The sequence below is a fragment of the Pseudarthrobacter sp. Pseusp20 genome (assembly GCF_059492155.1).
Genome location: NZ_CP168521.1, coordinates 2,117,550 through 2,139,326, shown reverse-complemented (window position 1 = coordinate 2,139,326; position 21,777 = coordinate 2,117,550). Strand labels below are relative to the sequence as shown.

Here is a 21,777-nt window from a genome sequence, read left to right as displayed (position 1 = left end):
GTTCACGCCGACCCTGGTGCCAGTATTCCTCTGCGGAACGCCGCCTGCAATAAGGCTTGCGGGTTGCTTCCATCCCCTTACGGATGAGCGTATCGTTCTCCTGTAGACCCGTCTACAGGTCGTTCAGCTCAGTCATTCGGCGGGGGTCTCCGTGGCAGAGGACATCTTGATGAACCGGACGCGAAGCCGACTCCTTCGGTTCCTAATCGTGCATGGTCCAGCGTCTTGCGGGCATGCCTCTCGTGCCCTGGGACTTTCGCAGTCGACCGTCCGTCGACAGATCACGCTGCTGAGCGACGCCGGTCTAATCACCCCGCTAGCAGGAACCTTCGGCGCCCAAGTGGACCTAATTGAGAAGCATCTTCAGGAGCTATCCGCCGGGTTCCAATGTCCTGTTACCGACCTCAGGAACCCAGACCATGAGGACGCGCACTCGTCCGAATCGCCGTTCCACTCCTGCGAATGCCCAGGAACGTCGGAGGAAACCAGCTGAACAAGGTCGGATCGATTTTTTGAGGATTGCTCTGAAACTTCAAAAATGGAGTCGTCTGTTCCGGCGCCATAGAGGATGAGAGTGGAGTCGCAAGCTCGCCGGCACGTGCCACCCAACCGACGGTCGAGCGATCATTAGGATGCTCGACCCGCGGCTCGGGCGCCTACTTTGCCACTTAGTACATGCAAGCCCACCGGGCCATTGACGCATCCAAGGACCAGGCAGACAGGACCATGCTTTCAGCGCCGTTACACAGACAGAAATGAATGGCAGGATCTACCAACTGCCTGAAGTACGAAGGCAGGTACAGCTATTGGCGGAGACTTCAGAGGTAGTGCAACCATGACGTGTACCAAGCGGTTCTTGTTTAGTCTAGGAAGTTCACGCGTCCCTGGCGCGTCACATAGGGACTTGAACCGCCAGGCCCCACTTATCGCGGCGAGGCATCCCGGGCATTCCCGGTTATTGCCGCCGCACCTTGATGTCGGGGTGGTTCTCCTCGACCCAGTCGGCCATCCGGTTGCCCCGCAACGCTATGAACTTCAGCGAGGCTTCCCGAACCCTGATGTACTCGTCTTTTGTGACCGGGACGCCGGAGCGCGTGAAGACCTTGTCCTCGTCATCCTCCTCGAGGAAGAAGGCGATCTTCCCCTCCGGCGTCACGAGATCCTGGAAATGGAAGAACTCCACGAACTTCTCGAACGTGCCGAAGAGTTCGAAGAAGTCCCAATAGTTAGTGATGACGTCGGCGAGGGGGCTGTCTGGTTCCTTGGCGTAGTGGCGCCGGATGCACTCCAGCGTCAGGTCCATCCGGTCCGCAATCTTTGCTCGCATTCCCCTGGCGGTGTTGAGGGTGGGCAGGTGTATTCCCCTGACGGGCCAGATCATGGCGCTGCCGATCGTGTACGGCGGGTCGAAATAGCGGCGCTTCTGCTCCTCATTCAACTGGGCCTTAGCCTCGACCAAGGCCTTGGGCTTCACCCACCTGGTGTAGGAGTTCGTGATGGCGTCACTGCCGAACGTGATCGATTTGTCGGGCGTCTGCTCGAACATCAGGTAGTTTTTCCGACGCACCTTGGGAATTTCCGAGACCGCCAGTTCGAACAGCTGGCCCCCGCATAGCTCCTTCGTCCAGAGCAGCTGATGGTCAGCCTTGAGCCGCGGACTATTGGAGTCCGCGTCCGTTCCCGGAGGCGTGGTGTCGAGAAGGTAGTCGAAGGCGATGTCGAAGACGCGCATGGAAGGAAGTCTAGGTGGCCGCCTATTGCGAACCGCGGAACCTGCGGTTGAAACAAGCTTGTCTCCCGCGGGCGGTCGCGGATGTCCCTCTGAGGGTAGACGAATTGTTAATTTACTGGCGGAAAGCACGGGCTTCCGCTTGTTAAGGTCCGCCCAGAAACCCCGCAAACATAAGGACTGATTGTAAATTTTCGGGCCGAGTGGACTGTTATTATGAGTGTCGTTAAGGTATAGGCGTGGTCTTTAACGCGTCGCTGACAAAAGCTCGGCGCCGACGGACACAACCGGAGAGGTCTGCAGGATCTTGCCTTGTCCCTGCTCCGGTTCGACTCGCGCGTTGGCGGAGTCAGCTCATGTACAGTCGCGAGACCGCCCCTTGCACACGGCGTGCCGCACTGTCCCTTACCTGGGCGATGCTATTCCTGAGGCGACTGAACTGCTCGGCAACCACGGCATCGGTCTGGGCGATCGATTCTTCGTTCCGGAATTCCCACAAGACGCGCTCTCCGCTCATGGGCGGATTCTGGTCTCACACTTCGCGGAAGGGTTCGCAACTCTTTACCGGGCGACTACTCCAGAATCCATTACGTGAACGAGTTGATCGATGTGCTACGCGGCGCCCTCGGCGACACAGATGTGCAAGCGCTTGTGCACGCGGCGACGGCGGGGGGATTCCTTGTGGCAGCCCACACCACTGATACCCGTGATAAACCCAAACGCTACGCTACGAAGCCGAATTTGAAGGCCGCGCACCGGCGGTCACGCCGTGCTCCTAACGGTCACCGCACGCCGGCTGCGGCGACATCCGGCTATGCCGAAGGTGTCGGATATTCTGACCGTAAAAAGGCGAGGTGGGGCAAATTGACGAACAGCAGGCAATAGCGGCCGTAGCGAAGGCATTGAAGAGTATTCCCGAAAAGAATTTCAGCGCGTGGCCGGGCGGGTGGCCTGACCAAATCGGTTTGTCTCTCGTCGATGCCGTGTTCTCCATCCGAGCCGTCTATAAGACGAAGCACCCGGCCAAAGGCGTCCTCGGCAGGGCGAAGTTATTCCGAGACGCCTACCCCGACGCCGCAAACGACCTTGAGTGCTTGCGCAACCTAGGCGAGAAGCGAATAAGGGAGGTCATGGGGAACGGTAAAACCGTCGGACGCTTCAAGAGCGAGTGCATCATCCAAGCGGCCGACAACTTTCTTTCTCTCACTCCCCCAGTTCGCAGCGCGACGCACCTCCATGCACTCGACCCGGACCACAGAAGTGCCTACACGGAGGTAAAGGGCCTCGGCGACGTGACATACGAGTACCTCACCATGCTGCTTGGCCAGCCCGGGATCAAGGCAGACCGAATGATCCGTGGCTTTGTCGATGCCGCACTCAAAGAACAACATCTGGCGCCTGTGAAGGCGGAAACTGCTAGGCGAATTGTCGCCGCCGTGCATGCCGCGGAGCGCCCCGATGTTGAGCTTCAGAAGTTCGACCACGCGATCTGGAAATCACCACATCGGCTTGCCTGTTAGCGCAATGCCAGCTCGACTCGTCCGATTACAGAGTTGCTTAGAACCGCCAAGAGGTCAAAGGTCGTCAGCATTGGAATGGCCTCGGCTCAGCACAGCGATCGGCTAAGGGCCCCCGACAGGATTAAAGGCAGTTCTTCAGGACGCCGACAATGACGTCATGCTCGGGTTGGGTGACCCAAAGCGCGTACTTGGCCTTGACGTCAGTTTGCCGCTCGACATATTCACACCGAAAAGCTTTGTTCGGGGGAAGCCATGTTGCGGCGTCTTTGTCGCCTTTGGCGCTGTTAGTAGGGCCGTCGGCGGCCATGAGGTTCAGTGGGTCGTTCGCGAGCTCTTTGCGCTGATCTGCGCTCAGCTGCTGGGCACCTTTCTGCCACGCGTCGCTAAGCGGGACAATGTGGTCAATTTGGATGTCGGAGCTGGCGTCCTGCCCGCGGACGAAGTTGATCGTGGTGCCCGTGTACTTGTCGGCCAGTGTGCCTGTCGCGACGACGCAGTTGTTGGTACCGGGTTTGAACGTCTCCTCGGTCAGGTCGCGGGCGAGGATGTCATTACGTGTGTCGCAGCCGTTGTGGTCTGTGTCGGCCCAGGCGGGTCCGAACTCATCGCGGGTGTAACCAGTCTTTGGGGCTCGGCCCTTGACCGGGATGGTCTCAAGCTGGACGAGGGCTTGTCCTGCCTCTCGGGCAGCGCCACCGCCCGAAGACTGACCAGCAGAGGTACTTGGAGCGGTTCCGATGCCCTCTATGGCATGGGCGGCAGCGTCACAGCCGGCAAGCGGGCCGACCAGCAAGAGGGCGGCAGCGACTGTCAGGGCTGGGGCAATCGAGCGAATGATTTGAACGGCCCTTCCGTATTGAGGCGAGTTGCTTCACACTAACTTCGGCCACCTTGTGCAAGCGGTAAGAGGACATGTCGTGCCCGCCACACCGGAGCAAGTGTAAGAACTGAACCAGGAAGCCCCTGGCAGGCCGAATCAATTCACCGTGGCCAGGCGGGCCTTGGAACGGGTCCCTATCAGCCGCTGCTTGGTCAGGGGTTGCTCCGTTGATTGCTTGGACTCCGCGCCACCAGGAAGGATCTCGCTCAATCTCGCAATTTCCCGGATGTGCTCTGAGGTAAAGATGATCTTTCCCTTGCCCCAGCAGGCGTGAGGGAACTTTCCGCTGGTCGCGCCGTCACGCAGCCAAGACTCAGTGCAGCGCATCAACGCTGCTGCTTCGGCAGGCTCAAAAAATTCGATATCCACAGCGTCTCCCAGGAATAGGTGCACGTTTCCCAGTTCATGCACCCGGCAGGACTCGCCAACATGACCGAGATCCGTAGTCGCCGGCGCCGACTCCCTTAAGGCTCGCTACAGCCGCTGGAAAGCCGTCACGGACCGCTCAGTGGCGTCGGCACCCACCTGCAATGCCTCAGGCATCAAGTGCCCGTAAACCTGCTCCGTGGTCTTCGTGGAAGCGTGCCCGAGCCGGCGCGAGATAGTGAACAGGGGGACGCCGTCCTGGATCAGCCAGGACGCGTGCGTGTGGCGCAGGTCGTGGATTCGCGGGCTTTTGGTCAAGCCGATTGCCTGGGCCGTGCGAACGGCAGGCACCCAGTAGTCAGCCCAGTAGAGCTTGTGGACGATCCGGCCGCCCGTGGGCGTCGTGAACACCAGTTCCTTTCCTGGCCTGCTTGCCACGAGCGGGATCAACAGCTCCACCAACGCCGGGTTCAGCCCTATGGTCCTCTTGCCAGCTCCGGTCTTGGTCGCGCCAACATAGAACTGGTTTTGACCATCCCGCTTCCAAGCCTTGTTGATCCGGGCAGTAGGTGGTTTGGAAAGCAGGTCTACATCCGCCACGGTCAAGGCTGTCGCTTCTCCAAAGCGCGTACCGGTCATGACCAAGAAGTCCGTGAAGGCCCTGTACCTCTCCCCCATCCCCTCCATGATGAGTCTGTACTCGGCATGAGTCAGGAACATGGCCTCATCTTCAGCCTTCTCAATGTTCGGCAACTGCACCCCGCGGCAGGGATTGCGGCCGATGTAGCCGAGCATCTCGGCGGTGTTCATCGCAGCCGATATCAGACCATGGATGTTGTGGATTGTCTTGGGTGCCTTGCCCTTAGCCATCATGGACTTCACCCAGTGCGCGATGACGCGGTAGTCGAGCTTGTCCACGGGAACATGACCGATGACTGGCCGGATGTGGAGGTCCAGCATGGTCTGGTACGTCTTGACCGTTCCGCTCGATGGGCGGACTAGCAGGTCGATGTGTTCCTGGATGACTTCCGCCACAGTGGGCGGACGTTTCTCATTCGTCAGGATGGCGTGCTGAGCGATCTCAAAGGACTGGCCGTTGGCGTCCAACAGCCGCTTAAGGGTTTCCGCCTCGGTAAGAGTGGCTACGGTAAGGCCTTGGGCGGTCTTGGACTTCTTGTCCCGCCAGCGAACCATGTAGGACTTCGAACCGTCCTTTTTGGTGCGAGTACTGATGCTGGCCACACACAAAACGGTACGCTCGTGTACACACTTCGGCGGATTTTGTACACGCACATTCCTTCAACAGGCCCTTGACCTGCGGAAACGCTGTGCCCGAGGTGGGACTCGAACCCACACACCTTTCGATACCGCATTTTGAGTGCGGCGCGTCTGCCAATTCCGCCACTCGGGCGCGGATTACGCGGAGCCAAAGTACGCTCACAGCTGACTGTGAGCAACGCGATCGCTTCACGTACGCGGAATTACTCTACATGCAGATAGGCTGAATTCCAGAATCGCGCCGCCGTCGCCGCAAACGAACCCTGCAAACCAAGTACAGCAGCGGTGGCACCTAAGATAGTGATGTCCCGCCGTACCTTTTCAAGGAGATCCCGTGACTGAACAGACGGAGTCCAAGCCCACGTCCCAGCCGGCGCGCCGCGTCATTGTGGCAGAGGATGAAACCCTCATCCGCCTCGACATCATCGAGATCCTGCGCGGCGAAGGTTACGATGTCGTGGGTGAGGCGGACAATGGCGAGAAGGCCGTCCAGCTCGCCGAGGAACTCAAGCCGGACCTGGTCCTCATGGACGTCAAGATGCCCGTCATGGACGGCATTTCTGCGGCCGAAAAGATCGTCAAGGCCCGTATCGCCCCCGTGGTGCTGCTGACCGCCTTCAGCCAGAAGGAACTGGTGGAGCGTGCCCGCGACGCCGGCGCCATGGCCTACGTCGTCAAGCCCTTCACCCCCGCGGACCTCATCCCGGCGCTGGAGATCGCACTCTCTCGCCACGAGGAAATCAAGGCCCTCGAGAGCGAGGTGTCCGACCTGCAGGAGCAGTTCGCCACCCGCAAGCTCGTGGAACGCGCCAAGAGCCTGCTGACCACCAAGATGGGCCTGACCGAACCCGAAGCCTTCCGCTGGATCCAGAAGACCTCGATGGATCGCCGCCTTAGCATGCGCGAGGTTGCAGAGACCATCATCAACCAGGTCAACTAACGCGCCGGCCGGGCCCGAAGAGTTTCCGACGGCGGCCCGGCCCCCACGGGTACCCTAACGCGCACAGCACCAAAGCAAAGGACCCCTGCCAACCGGCAGGGGTCCTTCGCTGTGTCTGAAGACTAGGCCTGGGCCTTCTTCTTCTTTTCCGGCCACGGGCCGAGCTTTTCCTTGTTGCTGGCGACGTCTCCGGCGCGCGTGGAGTCGGCGAGGTCGCCCACCTTGTGCACCTTCAGCGAGTTGGTGGAGCCGGCCTTTCCGGGAGGCGAACCGGCGGCGATGACCACCAGGTCACCGTCTTCCACAAGTCCCATTTCCTCAAGGCTGCGGTCCACCTGGGCCGTCATGGCGTCGGTGTGGTCAACCATCTGGACAAGCACCGGCTGGATGCCCCAGGTCAGCGCCATCTGGTTCCAGACCTGCTCCACCGGGGTGAACGCGAAGACCGGCTTGATGGGCCGCAGGCGGGAGAGCCGGCGGGCCGAGTCACCGGACTGGGTGAACGCACAGATGTACTTGGCGTCCAGCTGGTCGGCGATTTCGACGGCGGCACGGGTGATGGCGCCACCACGGGTCCTGGGCTTGGTCCCCAGCGGGGGGACGCGCTCCAGGCCGTGGACTTCGGTGGATTCGATGATCCGGGCCATGGTCTTGACCGTCTCGATCGGGTACTTGCCCACGCTGGTCTCACCGGACAGCATGACGGCGTCAGCACCGTCCAGGACGGCGTTGGCGCAGTCGGAAGCCTCTGCACGGGTGGGGCGCGGGTTGTCGATCATGGACTCAAGGACCTGGGTGGCCACGATGACCGGCTTGGCCCAGCGGCGTGCCAGTTCAATGGCGCGCTTCTGCACGATCGGCACTTCCTCCAGCGGAAGCTCCACGCCCAGGTCGCCACGGGCCACCATGATGGCGTCGAAGGCGTCGATGATCTCGGGCAGCTGCTCAACGGCCTGCGGCTTTTCGATCTTGGCGATGACCGGTACGCGGCGGCCTTCCTCGTCCATGATCTCGTGGACGCGGGCGATGTCCGTAGCGTCACGCACGAACGACAGCGCCACCAGGTCAACGCCGCGGCGCAGCGCCCAGCGGAGATCGTCCTCGTCCTTTTCGCTCAGCGCGGGCACGTTCACGGCCACGCCGGGAAGGTTGATGCCCTTGTTGTTGGACACCATGCCGCCAACGGTCACCTCGGTGACCACCTTGACGTCGTCCACCGCCGTGGCACGCAGGGCCACCTTGCCGTCGTCGATCAGCAGGGCATCGCCCACCTTGACGTCCTCGGTGAGGCTCTTCAGCGTGGTGGAGCAGATCTCCCGGGTACCGGGAACGTCTTCGGTGGTGATGGTGAAGACGTCACCCACGGCCAGGGCGTGCGGACCGTCGACGAAACGGCCCAGGCGGATCTTGGGGCCCTGCAGGTCGGCCATGATGGCCACGGCCTTGCCAAGGTCGGATGCTGCCTTGCGGACGTTCTCATAGGTGTTGTCATGCACGGAGTAGTCGCCGTGGCTCATGTTCATGCGGGCGACGTCAACGCCGGCTTCCAGCACCGCGAGGGTGTTTTCGTAGCTGGCAATTGCCGGGCCAAACGTAGCCACAATTTTTGCGCGTCTCATATACCTACCCTATTGGTCTCTTGCATTGGTTAAGTTGTCTGCGAGGTGAACCCTCGATGCATCCTGCGGGACTGCGGCCAGAGGACGGCGGCTAGAGGACGGCGATGGCCCGGTCCGTCGGTGCTACGGGAGCGGGAAGGATCGTGCTTCCCATCAGGTACTTGTCAACGGCGGCAGCGGCGGCACGTCCCTCGGCGATGGCCCACACGATCAGGGACTGCCCGCGGCCGGCGTCACCGGCAACAAACACGCCCTCGGTGTTGGTCATGTAGTAGCCGTCGCGGGCCACGTTGCCGCGGCCGTCGAATTCGGCGTGCACCTGTTCGGTGATGCCGGCAGGCTCGGCACCGGTGAAGCCGAGGGACAGGAACACCAGGTCCGCCGGGATGATCCGCTCGGTGCCGGCCTTCGGGAGGCGCTTGCCGTCAACGAACTCGGTCTCCGCCACCTTCACGCCGGTCAGCTTACCGTTCTCGCCAACGAACTCGACCGTGGACGCGAGGTAGGTGCGTTCGCCGCCTTCCTCGTGCGCGCTGGCCACCTCGAACAGGGTGGGGAACGTCGGCCACGGCTGGTGGCTGGCACGCTCCGACGGCGGCTGCTTGCCAATCGCCAGGGTGGTCACCGAGGCGGCGCCGTGCCGGTGCGCGGTCCCCAGGCAGTCAGCACCGGTGTCGCCGCCACCCAGGATGACAACATGCTTGCCGTGGGCGTTGATCTGGTTCTCGATGGTTTCCCCGGCGACTGCACGGTTGGCCGGCACCAGGTAGTCCATGGCGAAGTGGATGCCGTCCAGGTCGCGGCCCGGGATGGGCAGGTCACGCGGAACCGTGGCGCCGGTGCAGACCACGACGGCGTCGTAGCGCCTGCGCAGCTGCTCCCAGGTGACGTCGGTCCCCACGGAGACGCCGGTACGGAAGCGGGTGCCCTCGGCCTTCATCTGCTCGACGCGGCGGTCCACCTGCTCCTTTTCCATCTTGAAGTCGGGGATGCCGTAGCGGAGCAGGCCGCCGATCTTGTCGTCCCGCTCATAGACGGCAACCGTGTGGCCCACGCGGGTGAGCTGCTGGGCGACGGCGAGTCCTGCCGGGCCGGAGCCAACCACCGCAACGGTCTTGCCTGTCAGGCGTGCGGGCGGCAGCGGGTTGACCCAGCCGTTGTCCCAGGCCTCGTCGATGATCGAGACTTCCACCTGCTTGATGGTGACCGCGGGCTGGTTGATTCCCAGCACGCAGGACGCCTCGCACGGCGCCGGGCAGAGCCGTCCGGTGAACTCGGGGAAGTTGTTCGTGGCGTGCAGGCGCTCGATCGCTTCCTCACCTTTGTCCCGCCACATGAGGTCGTTCCACTCGGGAATGAGGTTGCCCAGCGGGCAGCCCTGGTGGCAGAACGGGACGCCGCAGTCCATGCAGCGTCCGGCCTGGGCCTTCAGCGTGCCTTTTTCCTGCGCCTCATAGACCTCTTTCCAGTCCATGATGCGGACGGGAACAGGACGGCGTGGCTGGGTTTCACGCTGGCGTACTTTCAGAAATCCGCGTGGATCAGCCACCGGTCACCTCCAGGATTCGAGACCATACTTCTTCGCCGTCAGGGTCAAGGCCCTCTTCGATGGCGTCGAGACGGGTTTGCAGCACAGCCGCGTAGTCGCGCGGCAGCACCTTGGTAATGCGGGCAGCGGTGTCATCGAAGTTCTCGAGGAGACGCGCCGCCAGCTGGGAGTCAGTTTCTTCCACATGCTTGACCAGCAGGCCGTGGACGATGTCGCGGTCTTCGGCGTCCAGCTCGCGGAGCTGGAGTTCGCCGGACTGCAGGGCGTCCTTGTTGACCTTGGCAGTGTCCAGGTCCAGGACGTAGGCGGTTCCGCCGGACATGCCGGCACCGAAGTTGCGGCCGGTGCGCCCGATGATCAGCGTCTGGCCGCCGGTCATGTACTCGCAGCCATGGTCGCCAATGCCTTCGACGACGGCGGTGGCACCGGAGTTGCGGACCAGGAAGCGTTCGCCCACCTGGCCGCGCAGGAACATCTCGCCGCTGGTGGCGCCGTAGCCGATGACGTTGCCGGCGATGACGTTGGTCTCCGCCTTGAACACGTTGGTACGGTCCGGGCGGACGACGATCCGGCCGCCGGAGAGGCCCTTGCCCACGTAGTCGTTCGAGTCGCCGTAGAGCCGCAGGGTGATGCCGGCAGGCAGGAAGGCACCCAACGACTGGCCGGCGGTGCCGTTCAGCGTGATGTCGATCGTGTCCGTGGCCAGCACATCCGTGCCGAAGGTCTTGGTGACCACGTGGCCCAGCATGGTGCCCACCGAACGGTCGGTGTTGATGACGTCAACGGTGATCTTCACCGGGCTGCGGTCCGTCAGCGCTTCCGTGGCCATGGTGATCAGCCGCTGGTCGAAGTGCTTGTCCAGCTCATGGTTCTGGCCGGTCATGTTGCGCAGCGGCGCGTCGTCGTCGAACTCCAGGCCGTGCAGGATCGGGTCCAGGTCCAGGCCGTCGGCCTTCCAGTGGTCGATCGCCTCGCGGGCGTCCAGGACCTCTGCGTGGCCAATGGCCTCCTCGAGGCTGCGGAAGCCAAGCTCCGCCAGGATCTCGCGGACTTCCTCGGCAAGGAACTCGAAGAAGTTGACCACGAACTCCGGCTTACCGCTGAAGCGGGCGCGCAGCTCGGGGTTCTGCGTGGCCACACCCACGGGGCAGGTGTCCAGGTGGCAGACGCGCATCATGATGCAGCCTTCCACCACCAGAGGAGCGGTGGCGAAGCCGAACTCCTCGCCGCCCAGCAGCGCGGCGATCACAACGTCGCGGCCGGTCTTGAGCTGGCCATCCACCTGCACCACCACGCGGTCGCGCAGGCCGTTGAGCATCAGCGTCTGCTGGGTTTCGGCCAGGCCGAGCTCCCACGGGACACCGGCGTGCTTGAGCGAGTTCAGCGGTGAGGCGCCGGTACCGCCGTCGTGCCCGGAAACGAGTACGACGTCGGCCTTGGCCTTGGTCACGCCGGACGCCACGGTGCCGATCCCGACTTCCGAGACCAGCTTCACGTGGACCCTCGCCGAGGGGTTGGCGCGCTTGGCATCGTAGATGAGCTGCGCGAGGTCCTCGATCGAGTAGATGTCGTGGTGCGGAGGCGGGGAGATCAGCCCCACGCCGGGGGTTGAGTGCCGTGTCCGGGCCACCCAGGGGTAGACCTTCTGCGCCATCAGCTGGCCGCCTTCGCCGGGCTTGGCACCCTGGGCCATCTTGATCTGGATGTCGTCCGCGTTGGTCAGGTAGAGGCTGGTCACGCCGAAACGGCCGGACGCGATCTGCTTGACCGCAGAGCGGCGCTTGGGATCGAGCAGGCGATCCACGTCCTCGCCGCCTTCACCGGTGTTGGACTTGCCGCCCAGCTGGTTCATGGCGATGGCCAGCGTCTCGTGGGCCTCCTGCGAGATGGAGCCGTAGCTCATCGCTCCCGTGGAGAACCGCTTGACGATGCTGGAGACCGGCTCCACTTCCTCAAGGGGCACGGACGGGCGGTCGTTCTTGAACTTGAGCAGGCCGCGGAGGGTCATCAGGTTGGTGGACTGGTCGTCCACGCCCTTGGTGTAGGCCTTGAAGATGTCGTAGCGGCGCTCACGCGTGGCGTGCTGCAGCCGGAACACGGTCTCCGGGTTGAACAGGTGCGGTTCGCCGTCACGGCGCCACTGGTACTCGCCGCCGCCCAGCAGGGGGCGGTGCGGCTGCTCGATGCCCCCCTCGGGGTAGGCCATCTGGTGGCGTGCGGACACTTCGGCCGCGATCACGTCCAGGCCCACGCCGCCCAGCTGGGAATGCGTGCCGGCAAAGAACTCGTCCACCAGGTCCTGGCCCAGGCCAAGGGCTTCGAAGGTCTGGGCGCCGGTGTAGGACGCCACGGTGGAGATGCCCATCTTGGACATGATCTTCAGGACGCCCTTGCCCAGGCCCTTGATCAGGTTGTAGACGCCGTCCTGCGGGGTCACACCGGTGACGTCGCCGGCAGCGATCAGCTGCTCCACGGATTCCATCGCCAGGTACGGGTTGACGGCGGACGCGCCGTAACCAATGAGCACGGCCACGTGGTGCGTTTCGCGGACATCGCCGGCCTCGACCACCAGGGCGGTCTTGGTGCGGTTGGCACTGCGCAGCAGGTGGTGGTGCACGGCGCTGACCAGCAGCAGCGACGGGATGGGTGCCCATTGGGCGTTGGAGTCACGGTCGGACAGCACGATGTACTGCACGCCGCGGTTGATGGCGCCGGAAACCTGCTCGCAGATCTCGGTGAGCCGGGCGCGGAGCGCGTTCTCGCCGCCTTCGGGCCGGTACAGGCCGCGGACCTTCATGGCCACGCGGTTGCCGTCCGCGTCCTCGATGTTGGCGATCTTGGCGAGCTGGTCGTTGTTGATCACCGGGAAGGGCAGCTGGACCTGGGGCTGGCGGACCTGCTTGGTGTCCAGCAGGTTGCCGTTGGGTCCGATGGCGCAGGTCAGGGACGTGACCAGTTCCTCGCGGATGGCGTCCAGCGGCGGGTTGGTGACCTGCGCGAAGGACTGCACGAAGTAGTCGAAGAGCAGGCGGGGGCGCTTGGACAGCACGGCCACGGGGGTGTCGGAACCCATGGCGCCCAGCGGCTCGGCGCCAGTACGGGCCATCGGGCCGAGCAGGATCTTCAGTTCCTCGGTGGTGTAGCCGAAGGTGCGCTGGCGGATGTTCACGGACGCGGCAGTGTGCACCACGTGCTCACGCTCGGGCAGGTCGTTGAGGTCGATCAGGTTGTCCTTGACCCACTCCGCCCACGGGTTGGCCGCGGCAACTTCGGCTTTGACCTCTTCATCATCGATGATGCGGCCGGCCTCGGTGTCCACCAGGAACATCTTGCCCGGGGACACGCGGCCCTTCTTGACCACCTTGGAGGGTTCGACGTCGATCACACCCACCTCGGAGGCGAAGACGATCAGGCCGTCTTCGGTGATCCAGAATCGTCCGGGGCGCAGGCCGTTGCGGTCAAGGGTTGCGCCCACCAGGTTGCCGTCGGTAAAGGACACGGCGGCGGGGCCGTCCCACGGTTCCATCAGCAGGGAGTGGTACTCGTAGAAGGCGCGACGGGCCGGATCCATGGTGGCGTGGTTTTCCCAGGCCTCGGGGATCATCATCATGATCGAGTGCGTGATGGGCCGGCCGGACAGCCACAGCAGCTCCGCTACCTCGTCGAACGAGGCGGAGTCGGAGGCGCCGGGGGTGCAGATGGGGTACAGCTCTTCCGGCGAGTCGCCCAGCAGCGGGTTGGCGAGCTGGGACTGGCGGGCGCGCATCCAGTTCCGGTTGCCCTTGACGGTGTTGATCTCACCGTTGTGGGCAATGGTCCGGAACGGCTGGGCGAGCGGCCAGGACGGGAAGGTGTTCGTGGAGAAGCGTGAGTGCACGATCGCCAGCTTGGTCTTGAACCGCTTGTCCGAAAGGTCCGGGTAGAACGGCTCCAGCTGGGCGGTGGTGAGCATGCCCTTATAGACGATGGTGCGCGAGGACAGCGAGGGGAAGTACACGCCGAACTTGTTCTGGGCACGCTTGCGGATGCGCCAGGCGCGCGAGTCGAGCTCGTTGCGGTCCAGTTCCTCGCCGTTGGCGGATGCCAGGAAGGGCTGGGAGAAGTAAGGCATGCAGGCGCGGGCCATGGCGCCCACGAGGTCGGCGACCACCGGCACTTCACGCCAGCCGAGGACCTTCAGGCCCTCATCGGCGGCCAGGCCCTCGATACCTGCCTTGGCGGCGTCGGCCTCGCGCTGCTCGGCAGGCAGGAACGCGGTACCGGCGACGTACTGGCCCGGTGCGGGCAGCTCGAACTCGGTGACCGCACGGAAGAACTCGTCGGGGATCTGCATGAGCAGGCCCGCGCCGTCGCCCGTGCCCTCGTCAGCACCCACGGCACCGCGGTGCTCCAGGTTGCGCAGGGCGGTCAGGGCGGCGTCGACAATGTCATACCCGGGTTCGCCGCGCAGGGTCGCGATGATCGCGAGTCCGCAGGCGTCCTTCTCCTGTTCCGGGTTGTAGAGCCCGGCGGCCTCCGGCATGGCTGCGAAGCGCTTGAACGGCGACATTGCAGTCTCAGGCTGGTCCGGTTCGGACCAGCTGGGAGTGTGAAGAGTTTGGGTCATGGGAGACGTCCTTCCTCCTGATCGTGCGTATGGAAGGGACACCGTTGGCCCCACTCGTCGGCGCCGCTGCGGTGGGCACAACAAAGTGTTGATTACTGGAAATTGTAGGTCAGCGCAGCCTGCTGAACTAACGGTTACGCAGGCCCCTGCCCGAGGCATCATCAGCCAGCAAATCCATGCTGGACGGACGGTGCCCCATGCCACGACATTGTGGTTTTCGGGCGCTTCGAGCGGTGGCTCTGCTGCCCTGCCTGGCCGGCGCCCTACTTGCCGGTGCCGGCCTCCGGTGCGGGTCCTGTGGCTGTGCTGCCGGAGTGTCCGGCAGCCGTTGCATCCGTTCCGGGCTTTGAGCCCGCCGGTGCCGCCGCGGCTTCTTCCGTGGGGTCGGAAGCATGCCTGGAACCGCTGTGGTTATCAGGGAGATTACCACGCGAATCACTATCTGAGACAACATCGTCCGGATCACGGACTTCATGACTGGCCACGGAATCGGTTCCCGGTTCCACGGTTTTCTCCGCTCCGCGCCCCGGAAGGTACACGGTGTCCGGGTCCGTCCGGCTTTTGAGGCCCAACAGGATGAAGGCGACCAGGGCCGCCAGGAACACGAAGATGCTGGTCCACACGTTGAGCCTGGTGGTGATGCCGAAGATGGTGATCTGTTCGGCGTCGTCGATGCGCATTGCCTCGATCCAGACCCGGCCCAGGGTGTAGTACATGGCGTACAGCCAGAAAAGCCGGCTCCGGCGGAAGTTGAAGCGCCGGTCCAGGGCCAGCAGGATCAGGACGCCGGCCAGGTTCCACAGGGACTCGTAGAGGAACGTGGGGTGGAAGAGGGTGTCCGCCGGCATGCCGGCGGGGAAGTTGGGGTTGTCGGCGTCCACCTGCAGGCCCCACGGCAGCGTGGTGGGACCGCCGAAAAGTTCCTGGTTGAAGTAATTGCCCCACCGGCCTATGGCCTGGGCCAGGAGCAGGCCCGGGGCCGCTGCGTCGGCGAATGCGCTCAGCTTCACTCCGCTGCGGCGGCAGCCGATCCAGGCGCCAAGGGCCCCAAGGACCACGGCGCCCCAGATTCCCAGCCCGCCGCGCTGGATCTGCGGGATCAGCGAGAGGTCTCCGGTGCCGTCGAACCCCGGGCCGAAGTAAGCGTCCGGTGATGACACCACGTGGTAAAGCCGGCCTCCGATGATGCCGAAGGGTATGGCCCAGATGACGATGTCCCAGACGCTGCCTTCAGGGGCGCCGCGCCTGGCCCAGCGGACGGATGTGAGCCAGAGCCCCGCGACGATCCCCGCGAGGATGCACAGCGCGTAGGCGTGGATCCGGAGGCTGCCCCATGGCAGGGGAATGTCGAACCCGGACCAGTCCGGGCTGGGGATGCTGGCCGGCACCATCGTGGGTACCAGCGCGGCTGCCTGAAGGAGTGGCTGCATGTCCTAGGCCCCGGCTTCCTGCGCCAGGCCCGGTTCAGGCGCCAGGCCGGTGCTCAGGTCCTTGGTGAGGGCGGCGACGGCATCCACTCCCCCGTCGCGGAGGGCCGCCACCAGGGCGGTGCCCACGATGACGCCTTCGGCGTAGGCGGCGATTTCGCGGACCTGGTCCGCGGTGGACACGCCCAGCCCGACGCAGACGCGCTCGGCGCCGGCGCCGTGCGCCGCCGCCACAACGTCCTTGGCTGCGGTGCTGACGGAGGTGCGGGCACCGGTGACGCCCATGATGGAGACGGCGTACACGAATCCACGGCTGGCATCCACGGTCCGCTGCATGCGCTCGGCGGTGGAGGACGGCGCCACGAGGAACACACGGTCCAGGCCGTACTTGTCCGAGGCTTCCATCCACTCGGCGGCCTCATCCGGAATCAGGTCCGGGGTGATCAGCCCGGCTCCCCCGGCCTCGGCCAGCCGGCGCGAGAACTCATCCACGCCCATCCGGACCACCGGGTTCCAGTACGTCATGACCAGGACGGCGGCGTCGGTCCTGCTGGTGATGCCGGCCACGACGTCGAACACCTGGCTGACGTGGAAGCCCTTGGCCAGTGCCTCGGTGGTGGCGGCCTGGATGACCTGGCCATCCATGACGGGGTCCGAGTAGGGAATGCCGATCTCGATCAGGTCCGCGCCGTTTTCCGCCAGGGCAATGCCTGCGGCGATGGTGTCCTCCACACTGGGGTAGCCGGCGGGGAGGTAGCCGATGAGGGCGGAGCGTCCCTGGGAGCGCGCCCTGTCGATGGCTGCTGCCGACTTGCTGGTCATCTTTGCCCGGTTAGGCATTTCTGCACTGCTCACAGCTGCTCCCCCTCTTTGCCGATCTCGGATTCGGCGGAATTCTTGTCCAACAGGTCAAACCATTCGGCGGCGGTGGCCACGTCCTTGTCTCCGCGTCCGGACAGGTTGACGATGACGATCTTTTCGGCCGCTGCCGCCGGGTCTTCGGCAGCAAGCCGCTGTCCCACCTTGATGGCTCCGGCCAGCGCGTGCGAGGACTCGATGGCGGGGATGATGCCCTCGGTGCGGCACAGGAGGCGGAAGGCCTCCATGGCTTCGCTGTCCGTGATGGGCTCGTAGCTGACCCGTCCGATGTCGGCCAGGTAGGAGTGCTCGGGTCCCACGCCGGGGTAGTCCAGGCCGGCGGAGATGGAGTGCGACTCGATCGTCTGGCCGTCGTCGTCCTGCATCAGGTAGGAGCGTGCGCCGTGCAGCACGCCGGGCTTGCCCAGGGTGATGGTGGCGGCGTGCCGGCCGGTTTCGACGCCGTCGCCGCCGGCCTCGAAGCCGTAGATCTTCACGGAGGGATCATCCAGGAACCCGTGGAAGATGCCGATGGCGTTCGAGCCGCCGCCGATGCAGGCGCAGACGGCGTCCGGGAGGCGGCCCTCCTGCTCCAGGATCTGGGCGCGGGCTTCCTCGCCGATGACCTCGTGGAAGTAACGGACCATGGCCGGGAACGGGTGGGCTCCGGCAGCGGTGCCCAACAAGTAGTGGGTGTTGCCAACGTTGGCCACCCAGTCCCGGAGGGCCTCGTTGATGGCGTCCTTGAGGGTCTGGGATCCGCTGGTGACGGGAATCACCTTGGCGCCCAGGAGCTCCATGCGGGCGACGTTGAGCGCCTGGCGGCGGCAGTCCTCGGCGCCCATGTACACCACGCACTCCAGGCCCATCAGGGCGGCAGCGGTAGCGCTTGCCACGCCGTGCTGGCCTGCGCCGGTCTCGGCGATGACGCGCGTCTTGCCCATGCGCTTGGCGAGCAGCGCCTGGCCAAGGACGTTGTTGATCTTGTGCGAACCCGTGTGGTTGAGGTCTTCGCGCTTGAGGAAGATGCGCACTCCCCCGGCGTGCTGGGAGAACCGCTTGGCTTCGGTCAGGAGGGACGGCCGGCCGGAGTAGTTCTTGTTCAGGTCAGCGATCTGCGCACGGAAGTCGGGATCGTCCTTGGCCTTGTTGAAGGTCTCTTCAAGTTCGTCCAGGGCGGCGATGAGGGACTCGGGCATCCATCGCCCGCCGTAGTTTCCGAAGTACGGCCCCGGGGCGTGGCGGAGGGATCCGCCCTGCAGGAATGCTTCCGCGGTGTTGTTGTCAGCGTTTCCTGAGGGTGCGTCAGCCATCAGTCCTGTCCTGTTCGGTGGTGGTTGGTCAAAAAGTTGCTGTTCCGGCGGTGGCGGCCGGAATGGTGTGCTGTCCTGCGGGCCGGCGTGCCACGGGCCCGCAGGACGACGGTTTGGTGCGTTTCGTCAGCCGCGGGCGGCGATGGCGGCGGCACCTGCGGCAGTGAACTCTGCGATGCGTTCCCGGGGCGTGGCGTGGCTTACCAGTGCCTCGCCCACGAGTATGGCGTTGGCGCCGCTGCCGGCGTAGTGCGTGACGTCGGCGGCGTCGCGGACGCCGGATTCGGCAACCACCACGGCCTCGGCCGGAATCAGCCCCGCCAGTGCGGCAAAGACGGAACGGTCGACGTCGAGCGTTTTGAGGTTGCGCACGTTGACGCCGATGATCCGCGCGTTGGCGGCCACGGCCCGCTCGATTTCCTCTTCCGTGTGGGTCTCCACGAGCACGTTCATGCCCAGGTCCCGGCTGAGGCCGCTGAATTCGGCCAGCTGGGCGTCCGAGAGGGCAGCCACGATGAGCAGGATGAGGTCGGCGCCGTGGGCACGGGCCTCCCAGATCTGGTACTCGTCGAGCGTGAAGTCCTTCCGCAGCAGCGGGATGTCGACGGCGGCGCGCACGGCGTCGAGGTCGGCCAGGGACCCGTTGAAGCGGCGCTGTTCGGTGAGGACGCTGATGACGGAGGCACCGCCGTCGGCGTACTGCCGGGCGAGCGACGCCGGATCCCCGATGCTGGCGAGATCGCCCTTGGAGGGGCTGCGGCGTTTGATTTCGGCAATGACTTTCAGCTGTTCCCGGGTTGGGGAGGTGCCGCCGAGGGCGGCCCACGCGTCACGGGCAGGTGCCGCGGCCTGGGCCAGGTCCTTCAGCTCAGCCAGGGAAACGAGCCGTTTCCTGGCCTCCATATCCTCCCTGACACCGGCGTTGATGTCGTCGAGAACAGTCGCCATCAGTGGCCGGAGTTCTTCAGCTTGCTGCCTTCGACGCCGTAGCCTGCCTTGCGCATGACGTATCCGAGGATCAGTCCGACGACCATGACAACGGCGCCGCCGATGAAGATGGGGGTGCTGGCGATGACGAAGGCGATGGCTGCGATGAGCGCGCCGACGAGCATGACGATGACGCAGGTCCACGCGGCCGGGCTGTTGCCGTGGCCCAGTTCCTGGCTGTGGTCAATGGCGCCGGGGGCAACGGTGCGGGTGCCTGGCTTGGAAACGGACGCAGGTGCTTTGCTCATGGAAATCTCCTCAGGATGGATACTGCTTACATTCTGCCATTTTTTGGCTGCCGCCCGCGTACTGCAGGGCCTGCCGCCCCTGCCGGCGCCGGCGTCCGCCGGTCTTAGGTGGGGTCCTCGCCCCGGGAAAGCCGGTCCCAGCTGTCGATCTCGTCCACGGGGCCGGCCACCGCCGTGGCGCCGGCGGCCGTGGGTGCTGCCGCTCCGGCCGCGTCATATTTGGTGCGCGTCTTCCAGTAACGGGAGGCGGGCAGGATCAGCAGGGCTGACAGGGCGAGAAGGCAGCCCGCGACGACGGCGAGCAGCGGGAACGGGGTAACGTCCACGTGCGCCTGGCTGCCGGAGACGCCGGTGGCTGCCGCAATGGACCCTTGCGCCGCGGCGAGCGGATCGGCCAGGACGGTGGCCGCCGCCGTCACCACGCCTGCGGAGGCAAGGACGATGATGGCCGTGATCACCCACCGGGCGATCCTGCCGGCGATGGCCGCTGCGAGCCCGCCTGCCAGGGCCACCAGGGCCAGGGCCGTCACCGTGGTGGCGGCCTTGCTGCCCTGCACCTGGATGGTGCTTTGGGCGGCTCCGGCCTGTCCCACCTGGTTGGGGTCCAGGGTGGCGGTCATCCAGGTCTGGGTGGTGGTGCCGAAGGCGGCCAGCGCCAGGAGGGTAATCAGCATGACCAGGGTGGACTTGCGCGCCCAGACCGGCACGGCCCGGGTCTTGCGGGCTTTGCCGGCCTTGGCCGCCGTATCCGCCTGTCCTGCCTTGGCCGCCTCTTCGGGGCGGCCTGCCGCCATGCCGGAGTCCGGCATCAGGAAACCGACCCGTCGGGAAGGGATTCCGCGGAAATGTTGTGCAGCGATCCGGCCGTGTGCACGGCGCGTAACGGAGCGGCGGCCTTGTTGACCGTTTCCAGGGCCTCGGTGGGGTTCACGGAGTCTGCCACGATGCCACCCCCTGCCTGGACGTAGGCGCGTCCTTCCCGGATCAGGGCGGACCTGATGGCGATGGCCATATCCATGTCGCCGGCGAAGTCGAGGTAGCCCACCACGCCGCCATAGATGCCGCGGCGGTGCGGTTCCAGCTCGTCCAGCAGCCGCAGGGCACGGGGCTTGGGTGCGCCGGAGAGGGTGCCGGCCGGGAAGGTGGCCTTCAGCACGTCATAGGCTTTGGCCTGCGGAGCCAAACGGCCCACCACGGTGGACACCAGGTGCATGATGTGGCTGAAGCGCTCCACCTCCATGAACTGGGTGACGTCCACCGTTCCCGCCACGCAGACCTTGGACAGGTCGTTGCGGGACAGGTCCACCAGCATCAGGTGCTCGGCGCGTTCCTTCTGGTCCGCCAGGAGCTCCTCGGCCAGGGCCTTGTCCGCCTCGACCGTCTTGCCGCGCGGACGCGAGCCGGCGATGGGGTGGGTGATGACTTCCTCGCCGGTGACCGTGACCAAGGCTTCGGGCGAGGAGCCGACGATCGAGTACTCGCGGCCCTCGGCGTCGGCCAGGCTGAAGATGTACATGTACGGGCTGGGGTTGGTGTTGCGCAGGACCCTGTAGACGTCCAGCGCGGACGCCTTGCACTCCATCTCGAACCGGCGCGAAATCACCACCTGGAAGACCTCGCCGTCCACGATCGCTTCCTTGCCGCGGTCCAGCGCCGCAAGGTATTCAGCCTCGTCCCAGCGTTCCTGGACGCTGGAGGCAAAGTCCAGGGCCGCCGGCGTCAGGACGGAGACCGGCTGCACCACCGGGGTGCTGATTTTGGCCAGGAGTTCCTTGACCCGGCGCACGGCGTCGTGCCAGGCCTCGTCAACGCGTTCGGAGCTGTTGTCGAAGTTGATGGCGTTGGCGATGAGCAGGACCGTACCGTCCACGTTGTCATGCACGGCCATGTCGGTGACCAGGTTCAGGGCCATTTCCGGCAGCTGCAGGTCATCCTCGGGCGGGCTGACCAGCCGTTCCCAGTGCCGGACGGTTTCCCAGCCGAGGAAGCCCACCAGCCCGGAGGTAAAGGGCGGCAGCCCTTCGAAACGGTCGGTGCGCAGCGCCTCCACGGTGTCGCGGATGGCGTCCACCGGACTGCCGCTGACCGGCACGCCCGCGGGCGGCTGGCCCAGCCAGTGCGCCTGGCCGTCCTTGGTGGTCAGGGTGGCACGGGACTTGGCGCCGATGAAGGAGTACCGGGACCAGGCTCCGCCCACCGCTGCCGATTCCATCAGGAAGGTGCCGGGCTGACCCTGCGCCAGCTTCCGGTACAGCCCGATGGGGGTTTCGGCGTCGGCGAGGACCTTGAGCCGGACGGGAATGACGCGGCTGTGGCCGGCAAGTTCCCGGAATTCCTCGAGGCTCGGGCTGATGGTTCCAAGGTCCTGCATGGTTATGCTTGTCCGCCTGTTCTTCGAAAGGGCCGGCATTGCCGGGCGCCTTGGTGTGCTTGCTGGAGTGGCCGGGGCTGTGGAGG

Annotated in this window: 18 protein-coding genes and 1 tRNA gene; 3 read left to right on the top strand and 16 right to left on the bottom strand. The window is 64.9% G+C overall.

All coding sequences use genetic code 11. The features are described 5' to 3' along the window. Window positions 1–169: 169 nt before the first annotated feature. Complete coding sequence (locus tag ACEN9K_RS09915; RefSeq protein ID WP_109864169.1) at window positions 170–493, top strand: winged helix-turn-helix domain-containing protein; 324 nt, start codon at window positions 170–172, stop codon at window positions 491–493. 462 nt (window positions 494–955) lie between these two features. On the opposite strand, the gene ACEN9K_RS09910 is transcribed toward ACEN9K_RS09915, so the two are convergent. Continuing rightward, entirely contained in the window at window positions 956–1,732 is a 777-nt protein-coding gene (locus tag ACEN9K_RS09910; protein ID WP_134164338.1) for a DUF6994 family protein, read from the bottom strand. Between the two features lie 346 nt (window positions 1,733–2,078). Beyond that, window positions 2,079–2,246 (bottom strand): hypothetical protein, encoded by a 168-nt coding sequence (locus ACEN9K_RS09905; protein ID WP_165838089.1) that lies wholly within the window; start codon window positions 2,244–2,246, stop codon window positions 2,079–2,081. A 337-nt stretch (window positions 2,247–2,583) separates the two neighbouring features. On the opposite strand from ACEN9K_RS09905, the gene ACEN9K_RS09900 reads away from it, so the two are divergent. Beyond that, on the top strand, window positions 2,584–3,249 hold the full coding sequence (locus ACEN9K_RS09900; RefSeq protein ID WP_134164339.1) for a DUF8548 family protein: 666 nt from the start codon (window positions 2,584–2,586) through the stop codon (window positions 3,247–3,249). Between the two features lie 121 nt (window positions 3,250–3,370). Here the strand turns inward: ACEN9K_RS09900 and ACEN9K_RS09895 are convergent, their stop codons facing one another. The 4 genes from ACEN9K_RS09895 to ACEN9K_RS09880 form a co-directional block, all read right to left on the bottom strand. Continuing rightward, window positions 3,371–4,042 (bottom strand): HNH endonuclease family protein, encoded by a 672-nt coding sequence (locus ACEN9K_RS09895; RefSeq protein WP_240617859.1) that lies wholly within the window; start codon window positions 4,040–4,042, stop codon window positions 3,371–3,373. Between the two features lie 183 nt (window positions 4,043–4,225). Then, complete coding sequence (locus ACEN9K_RS09890) at window positions 4,226–4,498, bottom strand: hypothetical protein (protein WP_133247110.1); 273 nt, start codon at window positions 4,496–4,498, stop codon at window positions 4,226–4,228. Window positions 4,499–4,603: 105 nt separating this feature from the next. Next, on the bottom strand, window positions 4,604–5,788 hold the full coding sequence (locus tag ACEN9K_RS09885; RefSeq protein ID WP_240617860.1) for a tyrosine-type recombinase/integrase: 1,185 nt from the start codon (window positions 5,786–5,788) through the stop codon (window positions 4,604–4,606). A gap of 36 nt (window positions 5,789–5,824) precedes the next feature. Continuing rightward, window positions 5,825–5,906, bottom strand: a tRNA-Leu gene (locus ACEN9K_RS09880). A 201-nt stretch (window positions 5,907–6,107) separates the two neighbouring features. Between ACEN9K_RS09880 and ACEN9K_RS09875 the strand changes: the two genes are divergently transcribed. After that, window positions 6,108–6,713 (top strand): ANTAR domain-containing response regulator, encoded by a 606-nt coding sequence (locus ACEN9K_RS09875; protein WP_009358190.1) that lies wholly within the window; start codon window positions 6,108–6,110, stop codon window positions 6,711–6,713. A gap of 122 nt (window positions 6,714–6,835) precedes the next feature. Here ACEN9K_RS09875 and pyk read toward each other — a convergent pair whose 3' ends face one another. The 10 genes from pyk to ACEN9K_RS09825 form a co-directional block, all read right to left on the bottom strand. Further along, a complete protein-coding gene (pyk, locus tag ACEN9K_RS09870) occupies window positions 6,836–8,332 on the bottom strand; it encodes a pyruvate kinase (protein WP_043425225.1) in 1,497 nt (498 codons plus the stop codon). Between the two features lie 91 nt (window positions 8,333–8,423). Further along, window positions 8,424–9,881: a glutamate synthase subunit beta gene (locus ACEN9K_RS09865; RefSeq protein ID WP_056393678.1), complete on the bottom strand. Its 1,458-nt coding sequence runs from the start codon at window positions 9,879–9,881 to the stop codon at window positions 8,424–8,426. Next, window positions 9,874–14,487, bottom strand: a complete 4,614-nt coding sequence (gltB, locus tag ACEN9K_RS09860; protein ID WP_056393676.1) for a glutamate synthase large subunit — start codon at window positions 14,485–14,487, stop codon at window positions 9,874–9,876. The genes ACEN9K_RS09865 and gltB overlap by 8 nt, the downstream gene beginning before the upstream one ends. A 263-nt stretch (window positions 14,488–14,750) precedes the next feature. Then, complete coding sequence (gene lgt / locus ACEN9K_RS09855) at window positions 14,751–15,917, bottom strand: prolipoprotein diacylglyceryl transferase (protein WP_495635610.1); 1,167 nt, start codon at window positions 15,915–15,917, stop codon at window positions 14,751–14,753. A gap of 3 nt (window positions 15,918–15,920) precedes the next feature. Further along, window positions 15,921–16,754 carry a tryptophan synthase subunit alpha gene (gene trpA / locus ACEN9K_RS09850; protein ID WP_495635609.1) on the bottom strand — a complete coding sequence of 278 codons (834 nt, stop codon included), beginning with the start codon at window positions 16,752–16,754 and terminating at the stop codon, window positions 15,921–15,923. 11 nt (window positions 16,755–16,765) lie between these two features. After that, entirely contained in the window at window positions 16,766–18,085 is a 1,320-nt protein-coding gene (trpB, locus tag ACEN9K_RS09845; protein ID WP_134164343.1) for a tryptophan synthase subunit beta, read from the bottom strand. Between the two features lie 126 nt (window positions 18,086–18,211). Then, window positions 18,212–19,033, bottom strand: a complete 822-nt coding sequence (gene trpC / locus ACEN9K_RS09840; RefSeq protein ID WP_134164344.1) for an indole-3-glycerol phosphate synthase TrpC — start codon at window positions 19,031–19,033, stop codon at window positions 18,212–18,214. After that, window positions 19,033–19,320 (bottom strand): HGxxPAAW family protein, encoded by a 288-nt coding sequence (locus tag ACEN9K_RS09835; protein ID WP_495635608.1) that lies wholly within the window; start codon window positions 19,318–19,320, stop codon window positions 19,033–19,035. The genes trpC and ACEN9K_RS09835 overlap by 1 nt, the downstream gene beginning before the upstream one ends. 104 nt (window positions 19,321–19,424) lie before the next feature. Next, window positions 19,425–20,129, bottom strand: a complete 705-nt coding sequence (locus tag ACEN9K_RS09830) for a Trp biosynthesis-associated membrane protein (RefSeq protein WP_495635607.1) — start codon at window positions 20,127–20,129, stop codon at window positions 19,425–19,427. Further along, entirely contained in the window at window positions 20,129–21,691 is a 1,563-nt protein-coding gene (locus tag ACEN9K_RS09825) for an anthranilate synthase component I (protein WP_018770782.1), read from the bottom strand. The genes ACEN9K_RS09830 and ACEN9K_RS09825 overlap by 1 nt, the downstream gene beginning before the upstream one ends. Window positions 21,692–21,777 lie beyond the last annotated feature (86 nt).